At 62.0% G+C, this 8,830-nt stretch carries 11 protein-coding genes and 2 pseudogenes; 4 read left to right on the forward strand and 9 right to left on the reverse strand.

All coding sequences use genetic code 11. The features are described 5' to 3' along the window. Positions 1-212: 212 nt before the first annotated feature. The 4 genes from CVO76_RS13800 to CVO76_RS13815 all read right to left on the reverse strand — a co-directional run bounded on the left by CVO76_RS13800 (position 213) and on the right by CVO76_RS13815 (position 2,656). On the reverse strand, positions 213-1,049 hold the full coding sequence (locus CVO76_RS13800) for a GNAT family N-acetyltransferase (RefSeq protein ID WP_208739707.1): 837 nt from the start codon (positions 1,047-1,049) through the stop codon (positions 213-215). A 293-nt stretch (positions 1,050-1,342) separates the two neighbouring features. After that, positions 1,343-1,738, reverse strand: coding sequence for an SRPBCC family protein (locus CVO76_RS13805; protein WP_208739709.1), 396 nt, complete (start codon positions 1,736-1,738; stop codon positions 1,343-1,345). Between the two features lie 311 nt (positions 1,739-2,049). Next, entirely contained in the window at positions 2,050-2,475 is a 426-nt protein-coding gene (locus CVO76_RS13810) for a hypothetical protein (protein WP_208739711.1), read from the reverse strand. Then, a complete protein-coding gene (locus tag CVO76_RS13815) occupies positions 2,465-2,656 on the reverse strand; it encodes a helix-turn-helix transcriptional regulator (RefSeq protein ID WP_208739713.1) in 192 nt (63 codons plus the stop codon). Before CVO76_RS13815 ends, CVO76_RS13810 begins: the two co-directional genes overlap by 11 nt. Positions 2,657-3,010: 354 nt before the next feature. Here CVO76_RS13815 and CVO76_RS13820 point away from each other — a divergent pair, with 354 nt between their 5' ends. Next, positions 3,011-3,754: a CPBP family intramembrane glutamic endopeptidase gene (locus tag CVO76_RS13820; RefSeq protein ID WP_208739715.1), complete on the forward strand. Its 744-nt coding sequence runs from the start codon at positions 3,011-3,013 to the stop codon at positions 3,752-3,754. 384 nt (positions 3,755-4,138) lie between these two features. On the opposite strand, the gene CVO76_RS13825 is transcribed toward CVO76_RS13820, so the two are convergent. The 5 genes from CVO76_RS13825 to CVO76_RS13845 all read right to left on the reverse strand — a co-directional run bounded on the left by CVO76_RS13825 (position 4,139) and on the right by CVO76_RS13845 (position 7,772). Further along, positions 4,139-4,774, reverse strand: a complete 636-nt coding sequence (locus CVO76_RS13825) for a recombinase family protein (protein WP_208739717.1) — start codon at positions 4,772-4,774, stop codon at positions 4,139-4,141. Positions 4,775-4,917: 143 nt separating this feature from the next. Next, the gene (locus tag CVO76_RS13830) at positions 4,918-5,361 is read right to left on the reverse strand and encodes a hypothetical protein (RefSeq protein WP_208739719.1); all 444 of its coding nucleotides are present in this window, start codon (positions 5,359-5,361) and stop codon (positions 4,918-4,920) included. Positions 5,362-5,376: 15 nt separating this feature from the next. Next, positions 5,377-6,198 carry a twin-arginine translocase subunit TatC gene (tatC, locus tag CVO76_RS13835; RefSeq protein WP_208739721.1) on the reverse strand — a complete coding sequence of 274 codons (822 nt, stop codon included), beginning with the start codon at positions 6,196-6,198 and terminating at the stop codon, positions 5,377-5,379. A 44-nt stretch (positions 6,199-6,242) separates the two neighbouring features. Continuing rightward, positions 6,243-6,545, reverse strand: coding sequence for a twin-arginine translocase TatA/TatE family subunit (locus CVO76_RS13840; RefSeq protein WP_432206104.1), 303 nt, complete (start codon positions 6,543-6,545; stop codon positions 6,243-6,245). A 156-nt stretch (positions 6,546-6,701) separates the two neighbouring features. After that, a complete protein-coding gene (locus CVO76_RS13845) occupies positions 6,702-7,772 on the reverse strand; it encodes an intradiol ring-cleavage dioxygenase (protein WP_208739723.1) in 1,071 nt (356 codons plus the stop codon). A gap of 141 nt (positions 7,773-7,913) precedes the next feature. On the opposite strand from CVO76_RS13845, the pseudogene CVO76_RS13850 reads away from it, so the two are divergent. From CVO76_RS13850 to CVO76_RS17405, 3 genes and pseudogenes are all read left to right on the forward strand, one after another. Continuing rightward, positions 7,914-8,066, forward strand: a pseudogene (locus CVO76_RS13850) (histidine kinase dimerization/phospho-acceptor domain-containing protein); the annotation flags it as partial. A 205-nt stretch (positions 8,067-8,271) separates the two neighbouring features. Continuing rightward, positions 8,272-8,532, forward strand: coding sequence for a hypothetical protein (locus CVO76_RS13855; RefSeq protein WP_208739727.1), 261 nt, complete (start codon positions 8,272-8,274; stop codon positions 8,530-8,532). Between the two features lie 140 nt (positions 8,533-8,672). Next, positions 8,673-8,830 (forward strand): annotated as a pseudogene (locus tag CVO76_RS17405) (DNA-binding response regulator); the annotation flags it as partial.

The raw sequence follows: 8,830 nt of genomic DNA on the forward strand, positions 1-8,830 counted from the left end.
CTGGACACGAGGCGCCGCTCAAGAAGCGGGCGGCGAGCCCACGTCCTGGGACGGCGGCTTCCCTAGCCAACTACTGCCGCTACGAGGCCGCCGTCCCAGCCCTCCCTACCACCGCCTTTTTGTCACTGCCTCCCTACCACTGCCTTCATCTACTACGAGCTGAGCGTCCCGGAGTGTTTGGCAGTGTCATCTGGAGTGTTGCGCGGGTCGGTTCAGGCGTGGACGAGTTGCTTGTACTGGGGGTTGAGCTGGAGGAAGTCCTGGGCTTTCTGGCAGTACGCGATAGCTGCGAGGCGGCGCCGGTGGGCGGTGAGTAAGACCTGATGGATCAGGATGCCCTCGATGCCCTGATGCTCGAACGGCTCCGGAACGACCGTACGATTCAGGCGCAGCACCCCTGCCCGCATGGAGTAGGCGATGTAGCCGGCAAGCACACCGTTACGGAAGAGTTCGAACCGTCGGCCCCGAGTGTTGTCCCGGAACTTCTGTCGGAACTCGGGAGGGTTCGCGCTGGAAGCCGCGTCGGCGTCACGGCGTTCGATTTCCTCGATGACTCGTGTGTAGTCGTCAACGATCATGAAGGACGGCGAGTCCCTGTTCAGTTGCTTGAACAGGTCATTACTCCACCGGCGTAGCTGACGGTCGCTGGCCTCACCCAGGTGGAACGGGATGACGTCCGGCGTTTCGCTGGCCGGCCGAGACCAACCCTCGAGCTCCGAGTCCGAAAGGCCCTCGATGCGATCCGAGGAAGAGGAAATACCGTCGACACCATAAACGCCGTCAACGCCGTGGAGGTCGTCGTCGGGTGACTCGGATGAGGTTCCCGCTTGCGCTGAAGCGGCGACGGTAAGAGCGACGACGGAGCCGATGACTTCCTCAGCGACAGATGCCGGATCAGGCGCATGAGCCGCCCTCGTCGCTTCGGGAGTCGAAGTCGGATCCGCCAGATTCGCCGGGTTCGCTAGATCTATTGTCTGCACAGGCGTCGACGGGGAGCCGTGGGTTGCATCAGTAGCGTGAGTGGCATCGGTCAAGGGTGAAACGGACATGAAGTCGTCCTTCGTGCAACAAGCTGTAGTGGCCGTTTCTTGACCTACGTCCAACTGTACGCATCTAACTCACGACCCGTAAAGCTAGGCAAACTAGCTATCAGCCTTATTCGGATACCGGACCTGCGACTTGGCCTCCTGACCGGGTTATTTGCGCCGCCGTCTCACTCGAGTGCGTTCAACCTGATCGGTTGGCTCGTAGGTGTCTGTCGGCAGCGGTGCGGACGCGGTTGCTGTAGTCGGTCTTGTCAGGAAATACTCCGGTGAAACTGGCGTTGATAGCGGCCCAGAGGCTAGGACGGCTGACGAACCTGGCGATCGAGTCGCTCTAGATCGGCTTCGACCATGGTGACGTCCCTGGCGAATTCTTCGTCGTCGAGCTCAATCTGGCGGACCGTGAAGACCACTTCAGCTCCATCCGGGTGTGCTAGCACCCGAACAGGATTCGTGACCACGGTCCCGGACGGCAACGTCACGTCGTGGTCGAGGACGCCGAAGCGGTTTTGTTCGACGAAGCGGACCTCCACCCGACCCATCGGTGATTCCACGAACAGCGTGTCGCCATTCCTGACTGCTTCGCTCTGTGCAAGTCCCTCAGCCCATGCGGGAAGGTTCTCGATGTTCGACGCATAGTCGTAGACGACATGCGGGGGCGCGCTGATGACTCGGCTTACATGTTGGCTCTTCATAGCGGCATCATGCGCCGTATCGAGTCGGCCATCAAGGGTGCACCCACGAGGTTATCCACGGTTCCCTGTTGCTGAAGGTCGTCTCAGCAAACGATCCTTTGACTGGACGGACTATGAGCTTGGCGTCAGGGCAACCTGATCGAGTGTCGACGCGGGACTCCGTGTCTGCGCTTCGTCGCAGCAACCCGTCTCACAGAGGCTCTTCCCACCAAATCAAAAGAAGGCCTTTGATGAGCATGAGGTGTTTGTCGTGGCGCCCTGCTCATCGGCTCGGCAGTGATCCGAGACCAGCAGAACGGGTGTTGGTGGGTTCAGTTTCGGTGATCAATGACGGCGAAGGAACCGGCGCCGGTGACGAACAGGACTCCCATGAGGAGTGTCATGACCATGGGTGGTTCGGCTCCAAATCCGATGGCGAGGGTGGCGATTCCGATCAGTGGAAGGGATACCAGGCCGACGACGGCAAGTGCACGGGTCAGGAGTGTGTCCTCGCGCTCATCCCCGGTCTGGGTCCACGCACGCTCGAAGGTCGTCGCACGTTCTGGCCGGCGAAGCACCCTCCATGCCATTACCAGGGCTCCTGCGATACCGATTCCGAGTCCGACGAGGAACCCGGGGATCATGTTGCCTGAGGCGTGCTCGCGGAGCAGCACCACGGCGATGGTCACCAGACCGAGGATCACTCCCAGGATTCCGAGGGCCACTACGTTGCGTTGAACATCCTTGTCAGTCTGCATGGAAAATCTCCTCTACTGGGCGATGGAAGTAGCGGGCGATGGCGATTGCCAGGGGAAGGGACGGATCGTAGCGGCCCGTCTCGATCGAGTTGACGGTCTGCCTGGAGACCCCGAGGGTTTCGGCCAGCTCCCGCTGCGACATGCCGGTCTCGGCGCGAAGATCGCGGATCTTGTTCTGCACTCCACCCCCTCATGTAAAACACGCTTGTCCTGACAAGGATGCTTTACGTTACGCGGGGTGTCAATCACTCCAGCTATTCCACTGCTGCGCCGGGTGTCGGTATGCCGCCGCTTCTAGTTGCTTGTGGCAGTGATTCCTCCACTGCGGACGGGCGTCCTTCGACGCCGCCAGTGCGCTTGTGCGTACTGCAGGGTTCAACTGGGCGGTGGTCATGGCTGCAGCGAGGTCAGGGGCTTTGGCGACGCAGAAGCCTCATACGAACCTATGTAGGGAGAATCTGCCGAGGAAGCGAGCGGGTGGGACGTAGCTTGGAAGCAGGACCACACATTTCACATCATCCTGGGGGATTTTTCGTTGACGCACATCTATAACACCGAACCGATGCCGGTGCGTAGGCAGGTAACACCATCGACTCTCGGGCAGGCGTCCTGGGCGCTGATGTTCATTGCCATTTACATCGCTGTGGTCGCCGGCGTGATCGTAGTTGTGGGACTCTCAGGCCTGGTCAAGTTCACGATTGAGTCACTTCTGCCGGTCTTCCTCGTCACAGTCACAACGGCCGTGCTCCTCGCTCTTTACCTTCATCTCTTCCGCCGGAACTGTCTCACTCCAGCTGATCTTGGGTTTCGGCGCCCCACGCCCCGGTTGCTGCACTTGCTCTGGCAGATACCGGCGACCATCATCGTTTGCGGTTCCCTGCAGGGCCTGTTCCTCATCGCCCTTACTTCCGTCGGGGTGAACACGGCGTCGGCTGGAAACGCTGAAGATCCCCTCGCCGACATCGTCAACCTGTCCGCTCCTCTGATCGTGGTTTGCCTGCTGGTCGTAGCCGTCATCACTCCAATATGGGAGGAAATCCTGTTCCGAGGCGCATTCCTGGACGGTTTGACCAGACGCTTTCGGCCTAGTGTCGCAGTCGTTCTATCGGCTGCTCTCTTCGCGGCAGTTCATCTCGTCCCACTGACGTTCGTCTACCTCTTCACTCTGGGGATCGCGTTGGCACTCCTTCGCCGATTCCATCAGAACCTCTGGGCCCCGATACTCCTGCACGCAGCTAACAACGCCCTCGTCACGGGTACCATTCTCGCCGTCGTCTGACCGGGGCCGGTCTACGGACGCGTGGCATTTACAAGTCCCGCTGATAGACCACAGAGGGAGTGAATGCTTATGGCCCACTGATGAGGGTGGTGGCGACGATGAGCGCTTGGAGTAGCACGAAGCCCCATAGTGCCGACCCCACAGCCCACCAAAGGTGACCACGCTTCAGGGCAAGAACTGCTCCTGCGAGACCGAGCAAAATGGGTATGAGAAACACCCACACGGGGCGTAGGTTGCCTGACCCTGTCCAGTCGGGGAGCAGGAGCACAATAATCGCTGCTAAGGCCATCAAACCCCACGTCGCGAAAGGCCGGTTCGTGGGGGCTGCGTGATCGGTGTAATCCCTAGGACGACGCACTCGCACTGCCTTTCTATGTCCCGAATTTATGCGAGTCGATCGGTGCTGCCCGGAGGCGGTGATGCCTCGGTTGATGGTGGCGCGCTGATGGCCAGGGCTTGCTGGTGTCGGTAGAGGGTCGCCCGGCTCCAACCGACGAGTCGGGCCGCTTCTTCTGCTGTCCGTCCCTTGGCTCGTGCGTCAGTGGCGACGGCGAGTTTGTCCGCTATGACCTTTGGGTTCACGGCTGGCCGCCCGAACTTCGTGCCGTTCTGCTTCGAAGCGGCAATGCCGGCATTGATGCGTTCCATGATGAGCTCACGCTCGTATTCGGCCAACGTTGCCAGCATGTTCAGCATCAGCCGGCCCGTCGACGTCGCCGGATCAATACCGTCAGAAAGGGACCGAACAAGGATCCCGCGGTCGCGGAGCACATTCACGGTGTTGAGGACGTCGATGAGGGACCGGCCAAGCCGGTCGACCCGCCACACGACGACGGTATCTCCTTCGTCGGCGTACTCGAGCAGCTTCTTCATGCCAGGCCGCTCAATCGCAGCCCTCGTCCCCGAAGTGACATCCGCGAAGACATCCCGCTTGTGGACGCCGGCAGCAACCAACGCATCGAGCTGCAACTGCGCATCCTGGCTCGAGGTACTGACCCTGGTGTACCCGAGATGCCTCATCCCGCCATTCTGACTCACAAACCTCCAGTAGGAGCACTTCTGAGACGAAACGCTGCGAGACAAGTTTCCGAGACACGAGGAGGGCCGGAATCACGGGGGAGTGGTTGCTCGAATCGAGAGCGCTTCGGCTGTCTTATAAAGCTTTAGGTTTTTGAGACAAGCTCTGGTGAGGTGGCTGTAGCTGCTCCTGTTCGTGCCAAAAGTGCTTCCTGCCACCCGCCTCTCGCGACGGCGGGAACGGTTGTTGGTGTGTCCTGTCCTGTCTCTTGTGAGCCCTCGATGTCGTCGAGTTCTTGGACTGGTTTTGAGGAAGCGACCTCGGTGGGGGTGGTGGGAGTGTCGGCGAGTGTGTCTTGGATGATGCGGCGTGGGTCGTAGTTGCGCGGGTCGAGTTTCTTCCACTCGGCGGGGTCGAAGTCGGCACCGAGTTCGGCTGTCGCCCGTGTCTTGGCCGTGTCGGTGAGATTGCGGATGGTTCGTACGAGGTGGGCGAGTTTCTCCGTATAGAGGGGGAGTCGTTGGGGTCCAACGATTAGGCCGGCGACGAGCATGATCAAAAGTAGTTTTTCGAATGAGAGTCCAAACACGGTGTTCTCCAGAACCTAGCTATTAATAAGGTCACGAGGCGGATGGCCCGAGATACTCTCGCCGCCCGTACCTTTGTTGCTGCCGGTGCCTCCGGCGTTGCCTCTGCCTTCACTGTTACTCGTGCGTTGCGCGGTTCTGTGGTCGTGGAGGACCGCGACTGCCGCGGCGAGGGCGAAGAGGCCAGTCATGGGGACGGCGAGCAGGAACATCGACATGACGTCCGCCGATGGTGTGGCAAGGGCACTGAAGACGAGGATGCCGACAATGACGAACCGCCAACTCCGGACGATGGTGGTACCGGGAAGGATCCCGATGAAGTTCAGCAGCACGACGAAGACGGGTAGGACGAAAGAGACGCCGACGGCGAGCACGAGTTTCATGACGAAGTCGAAGTAGTAGGACGCGACCAGGACGGTGCTGTCCTCGGTCGATCCGAATCCGGCCAGGAGTTCCACGATGTGAGGGAAAAGCAGGAATCCTGTGGTGCAGCCGGCGATGAACAGTGGCACGGCGGCCAGGAAGAACCCGAACGTGTACTGCTTTTCCCGGCGTGTGAGCCCTGGAAGGAAGAAGGCGAACACCTGATACAGCCACACAGGGCTGGAGACGGCGACGCCCGCGAACAGTGCGATCTTCACCTTCAGGTCGAACGCTGCGCTGACGCTGTCGTAGTTCAGGCTCGCGTTGCGGGATTCGGCCAGTACTTCGATGGGGGCCCGCAGGACCGCGAGAACCTGATCGGAGAGCACATACCCGATGATGGCACCAATGAGGAGACCCACCGCAGCCCGCAGGAGACGCTTGTGCGCCTCCTGCAGGTGCGCGTGGACCGACATCCGGTCCCTCGTGTGTGGCTGTGCGGTCGGGCTCCTCGTCGTGCTCATCGGGCGTCGGCGACCCGGTGCTGATCGGGGGCCGCCACGGCCCGGATCACGGTCGGCGGGTGACCGGTCGTGCCGGTATGCACGTCACGACCATTCCCGGTCCTAGGATCGGTGTCGGTATACGCGTCGGCGTCGTGCTTGGGGTGGAGGGATTCGTCCTTGGCCTCGGTCTTGAAGATCTTTACCGATTGGCCGATGCTCCTAGCGAGCCCGGGGAGCTTGGCTGCGCCGAAGAACAGGAGAACGACGGCGAACAGAATGAGGGCGTGCCATCCGGTGAGGTTGTGCAGAATTCCCATGACTGGATCTACTTTCTGGAGTGATGCGTTTGTAGGAGGGGTAGTGGTCGACGCCGGGTGGCCGACACTGTGGGTATTGCAGATGGGTAGAAGCTGACTCGGATGTGCGCAGCACCCAGGAACGTCTAACTGGGTGTCAAAAGCAGAAGCGCAGCATTAACTGGCGGGCGTGGTGGTGGCCGTGTTGGTCGGTGATTCCTGGGTCATATCGGTGGGAGGGGTCCCGCCGGGGCCGCCTTCGGGTGGGGTACCGCCCATGCCGCCTTCTGGGGGAGTGCCTCCCCCCATGCCCCCGCCTGCGGCGGGAGTGGTGGTGGTGTCGACCCCGACAGTGAGGCTGACCTGGTAGCCGGAAGTCGAGTCTCCGGTTACGGTGGCGAGCTGCAGCGCTCCGCTGTCGTCGCTGAAGACGTTATCGGAGTCCAGGCTGACCTGGGAGAGGTTGGCGGTGGAGCCCTCGTAGCCGGTGAGGGCGTATACGGTTTCGCTGACGTCCTGAGGGAGGGCGACCTGCGAGGTCGCGATCGCGTTGGCCGAGTCAGTGATGTCGGCGACGCTCGGGTAGACCTCGAAGTGGATGTGAGGCCAGCGGCCGGTGTAGCAGGCGGGGAAGATCGACTTGTACGTCACCATCCCGTTGCTGTCGGCCACCTGCACCCCGCGCAGGTAGGTTTCGTTCTCGATGCCTTCGGAGTACATGGAGTAACCACCCGCGGCGTTGCAATGCCACACGTAGACGGCGGCATCCGCGAAGGGGACATTGCCGTTGGCGATGTCCAGAATCGTCAGGGTCAGGGTCATCGGTACGCCGGTCGCTGTGGTGCCACCACCGATGCTTGAGCGGATGTCACTGCGGACAATGCCTGATTCCTCGAGCACGTCGGCGCCGTTGGACCCGTCCCCGGGGTAGGGGCCGGCCGTCTCGTCGGGAATCTCGCCTATGACAGTGGCGGCCGATGATGCGGAAGGTGACGCGGACGCGGTGGCTGTGGAGCTCGAAGTAGCACTTGAGGTGGTTGTACCTCCGGTCGTGCTGGGTGCGCAGGCGGCCAAAGCCAGGGCTCCGACGCCGGCACCGAAGAGTCCGAGCATGGAGCGCCGGCTCACCAGTGTTCCGATGTCGAAGGCGACACCCTGATCGACGACCTCCTCGTCTGTCCGGTCGAGAAGCCGCCCCTCGTACATGGGGCCGTCCGGGGTGTTGTCTGGTTCTGGGATATTGCTCATGATGCCTCGCATGGTTCGTCGTATGGAATAGTTCCAGCATCGATGGCGAACCAAGGACACAGCTTTGGTGAAGCTATGCAGCAGCTATGAACGTAGAACCCGACCACGACTCATTGAGAACCACTGATGTGATGTCGCTCAACGTCCATCCGCGGCTACACCGAGCTGGTCCTCATGAGCGAGGCCGTGAGCCCGTCCGGACGGTCCGCGCTCGAACGCGTGGACAGCGAATCCAAGCGCATGTCGTCCCTCGTCGAAGACCTCCTGCTGCTCGCGCGCCCCGACGAGGGCCAGCGCACCATCCGTGCGACTTAACGGCAGCCACGTCAGCCTTGCTAAATCGGCGATTTAGCCCTCCACTTGATGCGGCTGGGCGTACAAAAGCTCATCGTGTGGTTCTGAGTGTTCGCTGCACAGCAACTGCACAGGTTCTGGAAAGCGGGGGTCTAAGTCGGCGCGGGAGAGTAGGAGAACAGAAGCCACCCGCCAGGAGGACAGAATGATTCCCTACCGCCCCACCCCGGAACTGACCGCCGGACGTACAGGCTTCAAGGCCGCCATCGGAGCCATGGCCCTGGCAGCGGTCCTCGGTGCCACCGCCTTCGCCCCGATCGGCGCCGAGGCGGATCCCCCGGCCGAGGAGGCCTGGGCTGCGATCGTCGTCGGTGCCACCCTTCCCGCCGAGCAGGCGCTCCTCCGCCGCCAGGACACGGGCGGCTCGCTCGACCAGGGCGCTGCGGCAGGACCTCTCCAGGCCTGACGGCAGCCCCGGTCGGCACCCCCGGCTCCCACCCCCGGTCGGCCACTCCGGACGACCCGTACGGGATACTTGACCGCAACGCTCCGCCGCAATTCGTGCCGGCTTCGGCCGGTACTCCCGCAAGACACCAGGAAGACCCGATGGCCGACGCCTCCCACTCCATGACCGACAACCTGCCGCGCCTCGCGCACCCCGACGGCAGCCCCATCCGCGCCCTCGTCGTCGACGACGAGACGAGCCTGGCGGAACTCGTCAGCATGGGCCTCCGGATGGCGGGCTGGAGCGTCACAACCCCCGC

The organism is Arthrobacter agilis (assembly GCF_002953615.1).
GTDB lineage: Bacteria > Actinomycetota > Actinomycetes > Actinomycetales > Micrococcaceae > Arthrobacter_D > Arthrobacter_D agilis_B.

What these genes read in the sequence shown, in the direction of transcription:
- CVO76_RS13855 (WP_208739727.1), top strand. Translation starts at nt 8,272, where the DNA reads ATGATTCCCTACCGCCCCACCCCGGAACTGACCGCCGGACGTACAGGC.
- tatC (WP_208739721.1), bottom strand. Translation starts at nt 6,198, where the DNA reads ATGTCGGTCCACGCGCACCTGCAGGAGGCGCACAAGCGTCTCCTGCGG.
- CVO76_RS13845 (WP_208739723.1), bottom strand. Translation starts at nt 7,772, where the DNA reads ATGAGCAATATCCCAGAACCAGACAACACCCCGGACGGCCCCATGTAC.
- CVO76_RS13800 (WP_208739707.1), bottom strand. Translation starts at nt 1,049, where the DNA reads ATGTCCGTTTCACCCTTGACCGATGCCACTCACGCTACTGATGCAACC.
- CVO76_RS13840 (WP_432206104.1), bottom strand. Translation starts at nt 6,545, where the DNA reads ATGGGAATTCTGCACAACCTCACCGGATGGCACGCCCTCATTCTGTTC.
- CVO76_RS13810 (WP_208739711.1), bottom strand. Translation starts at nt 2,475, where the DNA reads ATGCAGACTGACAAGGATGTTCAACGCAACGTAGTGGCCCTCGGAATC.
- CVO76_RS13825 (WP_208739717.1), bottom strand. Translation starts at nt 4,774, where the DNA reads ATGAGGCATCTCGGGTACACCAGGGTCAGTACCTCGAGCCAGGATGCG.
- CVO76_RS13805 (WP_208739709.1), bottom strand. Translation starts at nt 1,738, where the DNA reads ATGAAGAGCCAACATGTAAGCCGAGTCATCAGCGCGCCCCCGCATGTC.